This is a genomic window from Pseudoalteromonas sp. OFAV1 (genome assembly GCF_021532595.1).
In the GTDB taxonomy this organism is placed as follows: domain Bacteria; phylum Pseudomonadota; class Gammaproteobacteria; order Enterobacterales; family Alteromonadaceae; genus Pseudoalteromonas; species Pseudoalteromonas lipolytica_C.
Genome location: NZ_JAKGBG010000035.1, coordinates 23826 through 39587, shown reverse-complemented (window position 1 = coordinate 39587; position 15762 = coordinate 23826). Strand labels below are relative to the sequence as shown.

Annotated in this window: 13 protein-coding genes; 9 read left to right on the top strand and 4 right to left on the bottom strand. The window is 37.1% G+C overall.

Annotation, left to right across the window (positions count from 1 at the left end; translation table 11 throughout):
- Positions 1-37: 37 nt before the first annotated feature.
- Positions 38-421 carry a hypothetical protein gene (locus tag L1267_RS16945; protein ID WP_235383533.1) on the top strand — a complete coding sequence of 128 codons (384 nt, stop codon included), beginning with the start codon at positions 38-40 and terminating at the stop codon, positions 419-421.
- Between the two features lie 360 nt (positions 422-781).
- Here the strand turns inward: L1267_RS16945 and L1267_RS16940 are convergent, their stop codons facing one another.
- Complete coding sequence (locus tag L1267_RS16940) at positions 782-3529, bottom strand: UvrD-helicase domain-containing protein (RefSeq protein WP_235383532.1); 2748 nt, start codon at positions 3527-3529, stop codon at positions 782-784.
- A 136-nt stretch (positions 3530-3665) separates the two neighbouring features.
- On the opposite strand from L1267_RS16940, the gene L1267_RS16935 reads away from it, so the two are divergent.
- Together L1267_RS16935 and L1267_RS16930 are read left to right on the top strand one after the other, a co-directional pair.
- Positions 3666-4019: a hypothetical protein gene (locus L1267_RS16935; protein ID WP_235383531.1), complete on the top strand. Its 354-nt coding sequence runs from the start codon at positions 3666-3668 to the stop codon at positions 4017-4019.
- A 79-nt stretch (positions 4020-4098) separates the two neighbouring features.
- Complete coding sequence (locus L1267_RS16930) at positions 4099-5067, top strand: competence protein CoiA family protein (RefSeq protein WP_235383530.1); 969 nt, start codon at positions 4099-4101, stop codon at positions 5065-5067.
- A 63-nt stretch (positions 5068-5130) separates the two neighbouring features.
- Here L1267_RS16930 and L1267_RS16925 read toward each other — a convergent pair whose 3' ends face one another.
- The 3 genes from L1267_RS16925 to L1267_RS16915 form a co-directional block, all read right to left on the bottom strand.
- Positions 5131-7899 carry a PD-(D/E)XK nuclease family protein gene (locus tag L1267_RS16925; protein ID WP_235383529.1) on the bottom strand — a complete coding sequence of 923 codons (2769 nt, stop codon included), beginning with the start codon at positions 7897-7899 and terminating at the stop codon, positions 5131-5133.
- Between the two features lie 128 nt (positions 7900-8027).
- A complete protein-coding gene (locus L1267_RS16920; protein ID WP_235383528.1) occupies positions 8028-8465 on the bottom strand; it encodes a hypothetical protein in 438 nt (145 codons plus the stop codon).
- A 21-nt stretch (positions 8466-8486) separates the two neighbouring features.
- Positions 8487-8900 carry a hypothetical protein gene (locus L1267_RS16915; protein ID WP_235383527.1) on the bottom strand — a complete coding sequence of 138 codons (414 nt, stop codon included), beginning with the start codon at positions 8898-8900 and terminating at the stop codon, positions 8487-8489.
- A gap of 162 nt (positions 8901-9062) precedes the next feature.
- Here L1267_RS16915 and L1267_RS16910 point away from each other — a divergent pair, with 162 nt between their 5' ends.
- The 6 genes from L1267_RS16910 to L1267_RS16885 all read left to right on the top strand — a co-directional run bounded on the left by L1267_RS16910 (position 9063) and on the right by L1267_RS16885 (position 15511).
- The gene (locus tag L1267_RS16910; RefSeq protein WP_235383526.1) at positions 9063-10292 is read left to right on the top strand and encodes a GGDEF domain-containing protein; all 1230 of its coding nucleotides are present in this window, start codon (positions 9063-9065) and stop codon (positions 10290-10292) included.
- 300 nt (positions 10293-10592) lie between these two features.
- Positions 10593-11051, top strand: coding sequence for a hypothetical protein (locus tag L1267_RS16905; RefSeq protein ID WP_235383525.1), 459 nt, complete (start codon positions 10593-10595; stop codon positions 11049-11051).
- 192 nt (positions 11052-11243) lie between these two features.
- The gene (locus L1267_RS16900) at positions 11244-11624 is read left to right on the top strand and encodes a hypothetical protein (RefSeq protein ID WP_235383524.1); all 381 of its coding nucleotides are present in this window, start codon (positions 11244-11246) and stop codon (positions 11622-11624) included.
- A gap of 137 nt (positions 11625-11761) precedes the next feature.
- Positions 11762-13096 (top strand): hypothetical protein, encoded by a 1335-nt coding sequence (locus tag L1267_RS16895; protein ID WP_235383523.1) that lies wholly within the window; start codon positions 11762-11764, stop codon positions 13094-13096.
- A 55-nt stretch (positions 13097-13151) separates the two neighbouring features.
- On the top strand, positions 13152-13706 hold the full coding sequence (locus L1267_RS16890) for a hypothetical protein (protein WP_235383522.1): 555 nt from the start codon (positions 13152-13154) through the stop codon (positions 13704-13706).
- A 95-nt stretch (positions 13707-13801) separates the two neighbouring features.
- Positions 13802-15511 carry a hypothetical protein gene (locus tag L1267_RS16885; protein WP_235383521.1) on the top strand — a complete coding sequence of 570 codons (1710 nt, stop codon included), beginning with the start codon at positions 13802-13804 and terminating at the stop codon, positions 15509-15511.
- The last annotated feature ends 251 nt before the right edge of the window (positions 15512-15762 follow it).

Sequence of the window (15762 nt, the reverse complement as noted above, 5' to 3'; positions counted from 1 at the left end):
TAGCGCCGAAATGGCGCTTTTATTTTATGAGGTTTTTATGATTGAATTAGAACAAAAAGAATTAACTCAAGAGCAGTTAGTTGAGGTAAAGTCACGCCTTCAAAGCGATTTTGAAATGCTAACAAATCGTCTTCAAGGTTTCCGAGTTGGGCTAGCTGACCAACAAGTACGATCATCGTCGCCAGATGATGAAGGATCAAACTCAGAAGAGTTTGCGAACACTATTGCACAACAAAATGCTGCTCGTATTCAACTACAAAAGACAAAGAACGCTCTTGCTCGCGTTGATCGCGATGATTTTAGTTACTGTGATGAATGTGATGATATTATCACTGCACGTATCCTTAACAATCCTATTACTACTCACTGTGTTACCTGCGCAACTATCATAGAAAGACAAGAACGTAACTATGCTCGATAGATTGTTATGTAGTTAGTATTGTATTAATGTTTTAACTTTTATACATACAATATTAAAGCCCTGTTAATATAATATTTAACAGGGCTTTTTTATATTTATTACACCATGTAATTATTAGACTAGATAAGTTTGTATAGGAAGGTGAGGGCAGTATTGATGGGCCTTGTGTGGGTATCTGACGATGTAAAAGGCTATTACGGCAGTATTTAGGTGAGTGTTGAAGCTAGCTATTAAAAAAGAAAGGAAAACGGGCAGAATAGCGCGTTCTCCTTTCTTAAGCTTCACAATGGGTATCAAAAAAATACATGTTAATTCTACTCACAAAACTACGCATAGTCACGTTATTTTGTAAGCTTTTAACTAAATGCGATCTTCAAGCGCTGGGTAGTTAGGCTTTTCAACTCGTTTATAGTAAAAAGGCTCTACTGTAACTTCGTCGTCGTTACCTTCAAGATCATTAACTTCTTTCTCTATAGCCGCAGTCAAGTAGTCATCTTTTACACTATCCCAAATAACCGCTAAACAAGACTTAGATGCAGGTTGTTTCAATTTTGACAATGTCAGTGCTGGACCAAAGTCTTTTTGGTTAATATGACCAATCAGATATAACTTATTTTTAGGTCGAGTAGTGCCAACATACATTAATCTAGCGCGTTCATAAGCATCTTTTTCTGATTCCATATCCATCAGATACTGATAGTTAGGATCATCCTTTGTGCTCTTAATTGGAGCCACAAGTAATTCAGGCTCAGTAGAGTCGTATGATGTAAATTCATGCCAAAGAATTAATGGAGAATCGCTATTTCTGCTCGCTTTACCAAGTCCCGGCATAATGACTGTTTCGAACTCTAAGCCTTTAGCTTTATGAATAGTCATAAGAGTAACTTTCGTATCCTCAGAGAACTTAGGCTGTGCATAGAGTTTATCAAGTTGTCGAGAGACTTGATTGAAGTCAATACAAGTATCAAACCCATACGTTTCTAGAAGGCCAAAGAACGTTTGAACATCGCGAATATCTCGGTCTGAATAGCCAGATGGTGCGCCCAGCTGTAGCCACACCCCTTCAATGATGTTACGAATAGAAATGGTGCCAAGCATTGCTTGTGACCATTCATAGCATTTCTTTAAAATATCAACCTTTTCACGGCCATTGCCAGATAGTTTACTGATGCGCTCATTGTCATAAAGTCGTTCTAATACGGCATCTTCACCCATATTTTCGAATAGAGTCGTGATGTCAGCAAGAGAAAGGCCAACGCATGGTAGACGCATTAACGCTAACCAAGCAGTATTATCAAAAGCATGTGTTAGTGATTTTGATAAACTAATCGCATCGATAATTACCTGTCTAGATGATAAACGCTGAATTTCAACGGCTTGATAAGAAATTTTGTTATCAAATAAAGCACTAGCAATGCTATCAAGGTGCGTTCTTGCACGAACTAATATCGCAATATCACCTGATGGGTTACGCTCAAGAGTCTCTTTTACGGCCTTAATAACTTCTTCAGCTTCTTTTTCATCGTCATTTTCAAACAATGGAACGACAGTTACTGGCTCTTTAAGTTTACCTTCAATAACCGGCGTAGATTCCGTATATTTAACGGCACCCATAGAGATGTCAGAGCTTGATGGGAATGAATGAGCATAAACTTCGTTATTCCAATTAACAATACCATCACTTGAACGGAAGTTACTAGTTAAACTAAGAAGTTCAAAAGAAATACTACCGATACCGTATTCTTGAGACTGAATAAATAAACCAACATCAGCTTCACGGAAGCGATAGATTGATTGTTTAGGATCACCAACTAAAAACAGTGTATTGCCTAAGCTGCTATCCCACTCTTGAACGAGTGCAGCGATAAATTGATATTGCGTTCTGTTATTGTCTTGCACTTCATCGACAAGAATGTGGCGATACCATGAGAACATCTTTAATGCGATATCATTTTCAATGTCACCATCGTAAGTTAAAACAGATAAAGCACGTTGAGAAATCTCTGTGAAATCAACCTCGCCATCCTCAATAAAAAGTACTTTAAGCTCAATCACAGCTTGCCATAATAAACGGAAAAAGGTTTCAAGCAATCCCCATTGTTCATCATTTAAGCCTGAAGGTAGCTTTTTATTTTTCGCTAGCGCTTCTGCTAGTTCTTCATCGATCTGCTCTGCTACTGACTTCCAAAGTTCTTTTGCTTCTTTCGCGTCTGCGCCAGCTGGGAAACCAAGGTTCTTGTTAACAGACTTTCTTACGCTATTGTCTTTAGTTAAGAATAATTCAGCAGCACGTTCCCAATAGCCAATTTCATCAGCACCTTGTGAAAGAATATGGTCAGCTGGTAAATTTGAGGCTGCGAAGTCTAATAACTTTGAAATATTATCTCTTTGGTGACCAAATAATTTGCACACTTTGTTAACTTGCTCATTGAGTAAGTTTTCAAGAACGTGCTTCATTTTTTCGCGGTCTAAGATAGAGTCAGACTGAATGACATGACGCATCCACTGATCACGTTTGGCAAGCATTGATGAGATTAAGTCAATACAGCGCTGTTGATTGCCGTGCATGTATAATAACAGGCCTCTCACATCATCAACTAAACCAGACTCAGGATCATTAATTTTATCAATAACTCGCGCAGATGCTTTGTTATAAATTGCAAAAGGGTCTTCTGCAATTTGCATGTCACCGCCCATACCCGATAAAATGGGGACTTGTCTTACAATTTGAGCGCAAAGACTGTCGATAGTCATGATTGAAAGTCTATGAGGGTTCTCAATGATGTTCCATTCGTTTTTACGGTCTTTCTCTAACACTTTGACCGCAATATCATAACCTTCTTGTTCGTACTCATTAGAAGGGCGAGGCTTTGTTTTAGCGTCAATTAAGATTTGAACAATACGATGACGCATCTCAGAAGCTGCATCACGTGTAAATGTCATAGAAAGCACTTGTTCAGGCTTATCTACATTTAATAAGCAGTTTAAATGACGTCGAGCAATAATGCCTGTTTTACCGGCACCTGCGCCAGCTGAAATGATCGCGCTAACTGTAACATCGAGAGCTTTTTTTCTCGCTTCCAAATCTTGAATTTCATACTTTGACATACAATGCCCTTACTATTTAGTTTATAAGGTCATTATACCGCAATAAAGATAAAATGCAATATCTTTATTTTGCATATTTATTTGCTTTTATCATAATAAATCAATACAATAACCTAAAACAACGTAAGGATATTTTATGAAAAGAGTTACTTATTTAGCTGCGTTGGCAGTTATTATCCCATGTATATTGAATGCAGAAGAAAACGTGCCAGTTAAAGACTTTCCGGTTTGTAAAAAACCAGTTTGCTTGAATATCGATGAGTATGGCGATACCGGCTGGCATGAAGTTAACCTGATCTTAAGTAGCTCTAAACCCAAAGTTTGTTTTATACGCTGGGAGAACTCAGTGTTTTTTGAAAAGGTAAATGGTGTTTCAAAAACATATTACTTAAAGCCAGATTTTGATCCTAATTTATTAAGTTACAAGTGTACGGATGAAAATCAATGTGAACATTGGATGTTGAAGCAAGGGCTATGTGCTAAAACTTAAATTAATAGTTGAATAAAACATACCTTTACTTGAGCGATTAATTTAATATCATAAACACTTATTTATATTAGAGGTGTTTATGATTCAAGAAAGCAAAATGGTTTATGCCAAAAATAGTGATGGTATGACTGTCCATATAGATGATGTCCCCAGAGGTGATGCCTGCAAATGCTTTTGCCTAGATGAAAACTGTAACTCACCGTTAATCGCCAAAAAAGGTGAAGTCAATATTCATCATTTTGCACACAAAAATCCTTCGCTTGAATGCCGAGCATGCTCTTCAAATGAATCAGCCCTTCATTTTGCTGCAAAAAACATAGTAAAAACTGAAAGTAAACTTATCGCCCCATTTTATGAAAACCGAAAACTAGTTTGCGAAACTTTATATCTGGTTGATACAAAATGCGAAGTAACATTTGGAGATAAGTTCAGATCTGATGTGACGGGATTTACACGTGAAGGTGAAGTTATTGATATTGAAATAATGGTAACAAGTCCTTGTTCAGACGATAAGATTAATGCTTTAAGAGCTTTAAATAGAAGTAGTATTCAAATCGATTTAAGTGATATACCAAGGGTACTTGAAATTGAAGAACTTAAACAAATGGTTTTATATACTGCACCTAGAGAGTGGCTACATTCCAAAGATTATTCAGAGTTAGATGAATATCAGGCTCAAACCCTTGATGTTATCATTTACGGCTCATCAACAGGTCCTCGCTACTCAGCAATAAAAATCCTTCATAGCGCTATCACAAAGAGCCTTTTACCTTATGAAGCAGCGGATTATTTAATAGATCAAAAAGGGTCATTATCAGGCGGCCAATACCGTAATGGTTCTAAATATGTTGAGGCGCGTGGAAATAGAGTACATAATTTAGGTATTCCGAAGAAGGTTTACGATAAAATCGAAAGAGAAGTAAGTGAGTATCCATTTAGAGCAGATGTAAGATATAAGCTTTTAAATGATATTTCAGGTAAAACACAAATATTGGTATTAGATATAAATAAGAGTAAGAAAAGATTACCAAATAGAATTTATAAATAATCGGATACTTAACTGTTACATTACACTCTCAAATTTGTTTGAGAGTGTAATTTTGTCTATATATCAAGCAATTACAACATCTTCAACTCCGACATTAACTACCGGAATGACATTTTCGCGCATCATCTTGTTATCTGCTTTTTCATTTAATCGACATACTGGTGCATTGTTACAGTATGTGCATGACTTTTCCACTTTATGTGGATTAACTGACGCGAGGCCTGATTTGAATTCATCAACAATATCATGAATTTGAGTCTTCCATGTCTGAATATGGCCTGAAAGCTTTTCTTCAGGAATAGGCTTAATACCAATAGCTAGAAGATTATCGGAAGCAATCCCTTTATTTCCCATTGAACCTTGTTTGAAGCTCTTGAAGGTGACAGAGCCAATTTTTCGGCCACTATCACTTTCAATTACAGCGTACAGTGGTACTTGAGGCTCCATAAGACGTTCTTCATCAAACCAATCACTTGGCGTAACTGTACCGCTCTTATTGTCTGCAATATTAACGACAACATCGTCATCAGAATAAACGGTTTCGTCAGTATGATCGACGGTTACTGATAAGCGGATACTGTTAATTTCAATTTCACGCTTTTGTTCAGTAACGACGTTCACAAAGTTATGGCGTTCTTGTTCGAATGATTCCATCCATGTCTTAAGAGTTGGGACTAATCTGTCATGCTCTACATCAGCAATTGCGTCAGTGAAAATATCAGGGAAACGTTGGCGATAGTATTCTAAAGACTGCGTTACTACTTTAGACAAGTATGCTGTAAGTCCATCTGTTTCGATTAGATTGACTAATGCTTCTTGGTTCTTAACACGACGCCAAAACTTATCTAAGCATGCATGAAGAACATCGCCACGAAGCGCCGCAGATAGTCCTGTTTGCTGCTCTGTAAGATACTTAGCGCTTAGTCTGTGATTGATAAAACCTTTAAAAGGGCAGTGCGCTTGGTCGCGTAATAGTGATGTACCGCCAGAAGCTTTATCGTTTACATTAAATGCCGGTGCAAAGTCATCAATAACAAATTCTCTTAATGATGTGCTTTGCATTAAATTACTGTACGCAAGGTAAGGTTCATCACGATCAATAACATTCTTCACTTTAGCAAGTTCAGTAATAATGTTCGACGGTGATTTTTCGCGGTTGTCTTGTACTTTAGGGTAACTAAAGATCACTTCTTTTGCTTGCGTTAAAATCGCTTTTGTCATCGCAATTGCGTAATCACATTCTTGCTGAAAGCTTGAGTGTGGTACATCCGATTCAATTTGCTTTTCTTTTAGGATAAATGGGTTCGGGTTTGGTGATTTTGGCCATACTTCATCCGTTAAGCCCATCACCCAAACAGCATCAAAAGGTAGGTTGCTTGCTTCATACTCTGAAAGAATGGTAATTGTACTTGCGCCGCTTGCAGGTTGGAAACTGATGTCTTTAATAAGCTTGTTAAGCTTTACAAGCCCTCTTGATAGAGTAAGTGACTCAGACACTCGGATATTGGCAAAGTCCACCAGCCAGCCATTGTCAGCGTCAAATAACATTTTCTCAATTTCAGTGTCTGTTACGGTTGCATTAGCGCGTTCACCTAATCCCCAGATTGCATAAACTTCTTTTACAAAACTAACAATGTCGCTAGGCGTTAGGTTAGATTTTGGGTAATAGTCATAAAAATCAGCAAATCTGTTCCAGCGTTCAGCAAAATCTTTACAGAAGAAATGATTCGTTTGGCCATTAAGAAGCTCTAGATTGATTTGATCATTGATGTAATTCCAGTTCATGTTAGGAGAACCTTCTTTACGAAAAACAGCTTCAAGCTTAGCACGGCGAATATGTTCCGACTTGTAGCCACCAATGAATGGATTACGAAGCAGTGCGGAAATTTCATCGAATGAGATTTTTTTGCCGGGATTCATGAACATTAATTTAATGAGCGTTTTAATTAATGGGCGCTCTGTGATCGCTGTACCAAGTGAAATACGGTATGGGCGATCACAATTCTCTAATGGGGTGTACATCGATTGTCGCACTAGCGTGTTATCGAAAATGCGCAAAACGTCCGATTGGTAATTAACAAGATCGGGAATAAAAATACCAATTTGTTGATTTGGGTTATCTTTATACTTTTGTTTTGCCCATTCAGCACAAGCCGTAATCTCATCAGTTAAGCCATTAAATGTTTCGCACTTAAATGTGTTTTTTTCACATGGGTTAAGTGAGGTAATGTTGGCGTGGCCATTCGTGCATAAGTGGTAGAATACGCTTTGTTGCAATGCGTCAGGGTAGCTGAAACCATAGAATGTAATTGACGGTAGACCAACGGCGTTATCGCGGATCCATTTGCTTACAATCGCATGTTGATGTGATGGTAGCATAGCATTCATTTCAGCTAATCGTGTGCGTAGAATATCTGCCCACTTTTCCATCATTTCAACTTCAATAGGGTGGTTTTGTTCTTTATCTAACGTTAACTTCACACGATAAAGAATACTTGTGTCGTATGCTTTGCTTGCTAACTTGGCAACTGACTCAATATTAATAAGTCGATTAACTTCATTTTGGTTTTCATCCCATTCATTGATGATGCTTTCCCATAGTTCCTTTTGCTCTAATTTAGACAAGATATAAACATCAGGATTTTGAGCAAGGGTATGCTTACTTTCTTGCCAGATATTCTCAATAAATTTATCCCATGCGACAACATTTGGATAAGGTTCGTTAGCTAAGCGATGCGCTTCGCGAATAGCAAAGCGTTGTCTATGTGATGCAGTGATGATTAATGCACCAACGTTAACATCTGGATTAATAAATTTATGTAGAATAGTCATCTTAAGGTTCCATCAGGAATTTTTGTTAACTGAATAATATCATGCAAATAAAGATAAATCAATAAATATCTTTATTTGTAACATATAGCCAATCCTATTAAAGGGCGCTCGATACTGCGCTCTGTTATTTACAGATCTTTTTCTAGTATTTCATTATAAAGTGCATATAAAACATCAACGGGCTTTGATACCTTATTAGGTGATTTAACATTTAAATGAAATTTTTCTTTTGCAAGTATCTTTACCTGCTGACCTACTGAAAAGAATATTGCATACAATAAGTTCAGTGAGACTATATAGAAAATACAAATTAGGATGTTTACACCATTATTCTCAAGAAGGGTCATTAATGTTCCTTGAAATGCAAAAAGAGGAAAACCAATAATAATTAAGAAAAAAAGGATTGCGATGGTACATACATTGATAATATGAAGTCGCGAAAATGAACCTCTATTACTATTCCCCGCACCAAACCCTTTATTCCTATTAATAGGCGTATTACAGAAGAAACCTTCTATAAAAAACATTGTTGAAAACAGGCATGAGAATGTTAGTTCAAATATCATAATTTAATCCCTTTATTGTCATTAGAAGAAAGTGGATCTGTCTGCTGTTTGTTTGATAATTACTTTAAAAAATCGCTCTGGTTTAATCTCTTTATTATTATCGATACGTAACACTTTGATTCGAAGAGTTTGTCCAAGGGCCATACCAGTACAATAAAGATAGTTAAGTAACAATATGCTTACCATAATGAAACTACCGACATAAAAGAAAAATGAAATAACATTATCGTTTGACTCGCTGGCGAACAGCATAACGATTGAAACTAATGCTAGTATAATGAATGTGACGATAGCAAAGAAGTTGAATAAACTAACGAGTGATAGGGAAAAACAGTCGCTTAAATCAGTTGTTTTACGCTTGTATAAAGTGCCTAACACGATAGATAAAATCAGTGTACAAAAGGCGGTAACTAGAAGTTTTTCAATAATAGACATCTTAATATACTCAATGTTGTGTTGTTCAAATGGTATCAAGACAACTATCGAGCGGCAAGTTTTTTACTTTATATTGTCAATTTAAAGTAAAATGTATTAATATTTCAAGAATAACGTTTTGCTGTTTGTTTTAGAAACACACATAATACATAAGGTTTTGATATGGCTATCTTTTCTGGTGCTGACAGTAGTACAGTGCAGTTTTACATGTTCACCATTGCAATCATCGGGTGCTCCGTGTCAGGGTTATTATTGTCATTAACGCCACAAGATAATCTAACCAAGAAAGACCAATTTTCACTTAAACTGTTTACTTACTTCTTCCCTCTTTTATTGGTATCAATGAATATTTGGCTGTTTTCTGCTTATTTTGATACAGAAACCCCATTGTTCGAAGGTCTTTCAGGGTTGTTTTTCGTACTGGCGTTATGGTCCCTTTATGCAGCTATCTGTGTCAGGAAGTCTGTCAAAGAACATCAAATTAAAAAATTTATAAGACTAAACTTATTTGTATGGTGCCTACTTTTAATACCCATTGTTCTCTCTGCGGACCATGATGAAGTAAGCAAAACGCTTATTAAGTTATTTTTACTCACGAATGTAGGTGTTTTGGTGTTCGCCGGTGTTATAAGGCTGAAAGAAAACTCTTTTGCAAATAAGGGTGAAAATCTTCTTAGGTTTGTATTAAGTTCAACTTTCATTTATTTGTTAACAATAACTGTGTTATATGAACTGACCGGTGATGAATTTCTTTACTCTATCAACTTTGCAATTTTGTCTACTGCCCTTGTAATACTGATGCAGGGCTCTGTTTTTATGATTTTTATCTTCGATACAATCGAGAAACATAAAACAGAATCTTATACAGACTATTTAACAAACATCCCAAATCGCCGTGCGTTTATTAAAAAGATGAATGAGTTAGTCGATTCAAAAAAGAAGAGCGCAAAATTGCGTTCTGGGGTCGTCGTTGTTTGTGATATCGATCACTTTAAAAGAGTGAATGATAATTATGGCCATGATGCCGGTGATCGTGTGTTGCAAAAGTTAGCAGGCATATTACGCAGTTCTTTGAGAAATATGGATTACTGTGCAAGGCTCGGTGGTGAAGAGTTTGCGATATACCTTGATGATGTAAATGCAGAAACTGCTTTAATTGCGTTAGAACGTATTCGAAAAACAGTTGAGTCCGAGTCTGTTCTTATTGAAGGGTATGAGATAAGTGTGACGATGAGTTTTGGGTATGTCGTTACAGAGCATACCTATAACATCAATGTTTATTTAGAAGAGGCGGACGTTGCGCTGTATGAAGCTAAAAGTAAGGGCCGAAATCAAATAGTAAAATTCGCAGGTTTAAAGTCAAAATTCAAGAAGCATAAAGCAAAAGCGTAAGGGTATATAATGTGCAAGTTGTTATTCTCCGTTATTCCATTGGTATTTTCTATATTCGTTCATTCAAAGAGTGTCAGTTTGAGTTATGCTGAATTAGCTAGTTTGCAGCTGCCACATAAGAGTTTTCCTAGGTATTCGGCGTTCTTTAGTAAGGGGGAAGATCGCAGGTTTCTGGAAAATGATTATAAACGCGCTATTTTAGAGTACATGTACCCACAGATTGTTAATATTAATATTGGCTTTTTAAGGTTACAAAATACAGTTAGAACATCGACTCTATTCTCAAGTTCGATGAGAGAGATGTGTATAACCTATAAAGTTAAATGTTCGCGATATAACTATAAAAGTAAGCTCATAAGTGTACTTAATCCAATCGAACCGGGCGAAGTAATGGCGCATATGATAGTACGCAGTCGTTGGTTAAAAACCATGTATTCTGACAGGGGGAATAATTGGTTTAATTTAACCTGTCACTCACCCCAGTGCGGTTTTACGTTGTATGACCAACCGGATGGTCAGCATATTCGAAGTTTGCATAATGTCTATCAAGGCATTTATGAAATGATGAAAAATATGCTGTCTAACCCTAATCTAAGGATCAAAGAAACTAAACGTTGGTTAGTTGATGAAGTAGTTGATGAAAGTTACATTAAGCAATCGTGGTATGATTATCGGCAGTATATCGAGATAGAAAACGAATACTCCCTGAAAAGTTATAACGACAAAATGTACAAGCATTTCCTCTCGGAACAAGTTTAAATAGATTCTGTTTAAGATATAGTTCTAGACTCTCATTCGCATATGGAACCGGTTTGAGAGCGAGTCCTACTATTCAGCTAGTCATACAATGGCTAGCTTTTCTTTTAAATGGCCATTGCTCATTGTAGTTCATCTCTGCTTAGTTTATATTTGGCTTGTTTCGCCATATAAGTAACAAGAACGGAGTCTAAGTTGAGCGATAATGACCGCATCATTGAACACAAAAATCCCCTAACTATACCTTCAGATAGCGCTGTTAGTACTCACCTAAGCAATGTAATTTCATTCCACGCTAAAATGAATGAGTATGGCCTGTCCTTTAAGGGAGCAACCGTTCTTTGTTACATCCTTCAGAATGAAAACTGCACACTGTTTGACTTAAGCGAAGCGGGGATAGCAGGTGAACATTATGATTCTATGAGCTCATTATTTAGAAGCTGCAAGCCAACTGTTCGTGAGTTGTTGGATAGTAAGTTATCCGGTAAAAGGGAAATTGGGAAAATCTTTACGCTAACGATAATGGGCAGGGAAATAGCGTTAGAACTTATGCGTACACTAAGTGGCGAAAAATAACTGACTTGTTATAGGGTATAGGGTACTTAAGTTTGATGAAATGTAGTTAAAAACCCAATATCTTTTTTTGTTGCAAATATGATTTTAGTCAGTTATAGTAAGTTCCATAACGATATTATTTATAGATAAGGTTTAGCATGAGTAAGTCAATATTTGCATTTTTCAACAAAGAGGGTGTCGCCGTGACACCGGTAAAAGCTATTTTTAGTTACTGCATTTTAGACCTTATCATCCAAGCGCCGTATTACGAGATACATGATGAGTTTTTGGAACTGAAAGATGCTTGTAAGGAACAGGATAAGGACTATTCTGACTCAACTATTATGGGGTATATACTACGGACGAAGCTTGCTAAAGCTAAATGCTTTAAAAAAGACATGACACTGAAAGCGATGAAGTCGCAGCGCCCACTCCATTATCGCGATAATGATACACAAGAGCTTCATTGGGCAAGTGCCCAGCTCATAGAGGGTGATGCGCACGTTAAGCCTTATGCAGTCTTGTGTGAGCCAGTAGCAAGTGATGCTGATAATTTTGAAATTGTTGACAACATTGATTGCGCATTAGAGTGTATGGCGAAAAACTTTACACCAAAAGACAATCAAGATACGCCAATTAGTGTTGGTGGATTCAACTTTACTTACCGCAACTTCTTTGGTGCAAATGAAATGTATTTGTATCGTTCAACTGCTATCGAAGATGAAAATGTACTGGCCAGTAAACTTTTATATCGCGCACAGGATGCTGATGAAGAATTCTCAGAATGGCGACGACGCTGCTTGCATGCAGCAATGCGAGAAGAAATTCTTAAGCGTTCTGACATACCGAAATATGGCTTTACGACATTAACAGCCGAAGATGGCGAAGAGATCTCTGTACCAACATTACCTCTGACTATTTGGGCGTTAGATCGCGTTTCTGAGTGCGAAAAGGCCAAAGAACTATACAAGCCAGTCTCTTCTATTGGTATGAAAACACGAAATGATGATCCTTACCATACCGATTGGGCTATAGGTGCGGGACTATCACTTGAATATCGTGAGGTCAGAAAGTTTGAAGATGCGGCCTACAAATGGGGATTCGAACGCCAAGTTGAATGTATGGATGTTGAACATCATATTTTATCTCGTGCTGGGGTTGTGTCAGGTCGTGTTTTTCATGGAACACCTGAAAATGCAGGGGAAGTGGAAAGTGGCGATATATTGATTTTACCTAAGGGTTCTCAAGAGTATCATGTTCATGCTGTTAAAGCGTGTGGTAAAGGTAAGGGTGGCGTTATCTGCGAGCAGGGCAGTCAGGTAGTTCACTTAGTAAAAGTGAGTCGTGAAATGAACTATGGCATACTACGTATCGAAAAGGCGTTGAGCATGTACCCACACGGTACTTATATTCAAATGGATACCAATAAAGGTACTGTTCGTTTTTTAAGTGATGCCGAGATTGTTAAGCTGCAAGGGCTCAAGCTCGTTTAATGGACTTAGTGGTATTATGGCATACCAACCTACTCTAAATTACAGGGGATAACTCATGGCATGGTGTGTCATTGATGAACAATTAGTGTCTCTTATTGCTAAAATGGTGGGCAATAAGAAAGTGTTGGAAGTGTGCGCTGGGAGTGGGGATTTAGCGTATGAATTAATGGGTGTCGGGGTTGATATCCATGCGACAGGTAAAATTTTATCATTAAATGAAACTGCGCGTGATTTTGTTGAAGATATCGATGCTGCTAGTGCTGCTCGAAAATACAAAGGTCAGTATGACTTCTTACTTGTCAGTTGGGCCATTTCAGATGACTCATTTTTACAAGCGGCCGTTGTCGCAAATGTGCCGATCATTTTCGTAGGTGAGCTATATCACGAACACCCTATGAACAAGACGAAAACGTATAGCGGAACGGCAAGCGATAACTATTTTGTCAATACCATTGATTTGGCAGAGCCTGTTCAATTAAAAAAGGGACACCTTTCATTTCATCAATTGAAAAACAAGATACATCTAGTAACCCAACCGGCTTTGAATTTTTATGAGTGGTCTGATAGGCGCCAGTTGCTTCTCGATATTGAAAATTATAATCGAGGCTAAGATCTAGTATTAGTCAGAATAGATTCTATCTTTTTAATGCTTAAATGCAATAGTAAATGTATACTCTTCAAAACAATGACAATAAGGTTCATGAGATGAGTTACATTCTACTATCAAGCTTTAATTTGCCGACACCAGATAAGCTAAACCCAAAAGAAGTGTTTAAAAATCGGCATGATGCGAGTGCCATTGAACTCCTTAATAAGTTTTGGTACATATCTCAAGTTGCTGAATCGAGTAATTTAGTTAGTAACAGCTCAGAGCAAAAAATATATAATAACCGATTCAGCTTGAACTTTATAAAAGGGGTGGATTGTCCACAGCCTTATAATGGTATTTTAATAACTTCAATGTTACCGGCCAATGCATTCATTCGCAAAGTGTTCGGTACGCCACTAGATTTAGATCGTGTGGAACAATTTCTAAATGATTTAGATATCGATTTCACAAAACCAAACTTATTGCTTGCTCAAATATTGCCTGCTTTGTTTGATGATGCAAGAGTATCTCAAGGTCGTTCTGAACCGATCATCGATGTTGACGATAGAAAGCTTTCCAACTGCTATCCTTTGATTGTTCACTTAATGCGCGAACTTTACTACTTTGTAACAGATGCTGACGGTGAGGAACAACTGGAAGCAATTAGAGAGCGATTATTAAACTTATTTTTTATGTTTTATACGACCAGTTTAGAAAATTGTGAACTATTGTCGTTACATGGAAAACACCCGTCATACTACGTTAACTTAGATGGTTATTTTCACATGGCCTTACGAGATTTTGCATTAGATGGCTTTCATGTTGAATATCAATCAAGCGTTACTAATAAGTTAGTTCAAATTGATAACAAACATTACATACCTGAATTACTTTATTTCTGTGAGGGGGTGGGTCTTAAAGGAGAACACTATGCCTCGTCATTCGATATCTTAAATGCCATACATTCAATAACCGCTATATTTTCAGTGCTGAATAGTAACCCTAGAACCAACCTTTCTTTGTTGACAGGTGAGGTAGAAACGAGATTCGAATCTCTTTTATGTAGTTGTCATCCTGAAATCTTGTGCCATATTATCTATGAAGTGTATAACCTTGATGAACATGTGACACGAAAGTTGCTTATAGCTGTCATTGAAGATTTAATTACAAAAAATAGCACAGTAATGCTCAGGCTCTCTTTTTCTAGCATTTCAATGCATTTGGATACGAAACAATGGCTTTTAGGTGTTTTGGATAAAGCATCAAAGCGCGAGATTCAGCCACGAGTAGAGTATAATCTTAAGCGGTGGAAACTGTTGATTTCAGAAGAACATTTTGCGAATAGTGTTTATTTTAATGCTGCCAAAAAGAACTCAGATTTACTAAGTTATGTCATGATCCCCCCAGAGTTAGTAACGGAAATCATCAAGCAGGATAGTGTTTATTTACTAGAAATACTGCTTGAAGCAAAACCTGAGCTCTTCGCCACTTATTTTAATTCTCCATGGACAACAACGTTAAGTAATAAAACTGCATCAGATGAAATGAACCACTTTCTTGCAGAACAGTTCAAGTCGCTAAATCCTAACCTATCATTTAGTGATATAACTAAATTGGCATCTGGGTCATATAAAAATGCTAAAATGATTCTGGCTAAGTCTTTTGGGGGGACATTTGATGATATGGTCAGTTCAGATTATGTAATTAAAACAATAAAAGAACTTGATATCATTCTAGATGTGTTTGAACTTAGCCCAACAAGAGCTTTAGAACGTGCTGGTAGCCCTGTAGTTAGGAAAAGGTTGCTTAAATACATGATAGGTTAAATTACAAGAGAACATCCATACAAGTCTACTGGTGACCTTATTTTGCAAGCGCTGATAAAAACCTTTTTGTCGAGGTGTTTAATAGTCAGTGTAAGGGTACTCGAAGAAAGCAGGATGCGGATTACATCCAGTCTTTGTGTGAGCAATTTTCAGGCATACTAACGAGCGAAGATATACTGTCTGCTTTCGGGAAGTATCCTTTTTGAAAAGTACATGAGAAAACTTTCTTAACAGCAATATTGATTTATAAG

Excerpts from the sequence above, each read along its gene's own strand:
- L1267_RS16945 (WP_235383533.1), top strand. The coding sequence starts at position 38 with ATGATTGAATTAGAACAAAAAGAATTAACTCAAGAGCAGTTAGTTGAG.
- L1267_RS16940 (WP_235383532.1), bottom strand. The coding sequence starts at position 3,529 with ATGTCAAAGTATGAAATTCAAGATTTGGAAGCGAGAAAAAAAGCTCTC.
- L1267_RS16935 (WP_235383531.1), top strand. The coding sequence starts at position 3,666 with ATGAAAAGAGTTACTTATTTAGCTGCGTTGGCAGTTATTATCCCATGT.
- L1267_RS16930 (WP_235383530.1), top strand. The coding sequence starts at position 4,099 with ATGATTCAAGAAAGCAAAATGGTTTATGCCAAAAATAGTGATGGTATG.
- L1267_RS16925 (WP_235383529.1), bottom strand. The coding sequence starts at position 7,899 with ATGACTATTCTACATAAATTTATTAATCCAGATGTTAACGTTGGTGCA.
- L1267_RS16920 (WP_235383528.1), bottom strand. The coding sequence starts at position 8,465 with ATGATATTTGAACTAACATTCTCATGCCTGTTTTCAACAATGTTTTTT.
- L1267_RS16915 (WP_235383527.1), bottom strand. The coding sequence starts at position 8,900 with ATGTCTATTATTGAAAAACTTCTAGTTACCGCCTTTTGTACACTGATT.
- L1267_RS16910 (WP_235383526.1), top strand. The coding sequence starts at position 9,063 with ATGGCTATCTTTTCTGGTGCTGACAGTAGTACAGTGCAGTTTTACATG.
- L1267_RS16905 (WP_235383525.1), top strand. The coding sequence starts at position 10,593 with ATGTGTATAACCTATAAAGTTAAATGTTCGCGATATAACTATAAAAGT.
- L1267_RS16895 (WP_235383523.1), top strand. The coding sequence starts at position 11,762 with ATGAGTAAGTCAATATTTGCATTTTTCAACAAAGAGGGTGTCGCCGTG.
- L1267_RS16890 (WP_235383522.1), top strand. The coding sequence starts at position 13,152 with ATGGCATGGTGTGTCATTGATGAACAATTAGTGTCTCTTATTGCTAAA.
- L1267_RS16885 (WP_235383521.1), top strand. The coding sequence starts at position 13,802 with ATGAGTTACATTCTACTATCAAGCTTTAATTTGCCGACACCAGATAAG.